This is a genomic window from Campylobacter sp. TTU-622 (assembly GCF_016598965.1).
In the GTDB taxonomy this organism is placed as follows: domain Bacteria; phylum Campylobacterota; class Campylobacteria; order Campylobacterales; family Campylobacteraceae; genus Campylobacter_D.
In genome coordinates this window covers 1-222 of the sequence record NZ_JAENKR010000250.1, presented here as the reverse complement: position 1 = coordinate 222, position 222 = coordinate 1, and the positions used below count along the sequence as shown (strand labels likewise).

The 222-nt window shown below is 27.5% G+C and carries 2 pseudogenes; one reads left to right on the top strand and one right to left on the bottom strand.

Features of this window, described 5'->3' with window-relative positions:
* Positions 1 to 115: pseudogene (locus tag JG677_RS09155) on the top strand (SAM-dependent methyltransferase); the annotation flags it as partial.
* 18 nt (positions 116 to 133) lie between these two features.
* On the opposite strand, the pseudogene JG677_RS09150 reads toward JG677_RS09155, so the two are convergent.
* Positions 134 to 205 (bottom strand): annotated as a pseudogene (locus tag JG677_RS09150) (hypothetical protein); the annotation flags it as partial.
* Between the last annotated feature and the right edge of the window lie 17 nt (positions 206 to 222).

Genomic DNA, 222 nt, shown 5'->3' with positions numbered 1-222 from the left:
AAATCCAAATTCTTTAAGTCTAAGAATCTATCAAAATCATAAAATTTTTGATCCTTTTACAAGTAATTTGCAAGATTTTTTTGGCAAAAGCGATCTTACTTATGATGTTAATTTTTACTATTTCTTGAACATTTTTATAATTAAGTCCGTGCCCTGCAGCAACTTTTAAGCCTAGTTCTTTTGCCTTTAAAGCACAAAGAGAAATAGCATTTAATTCTTCTT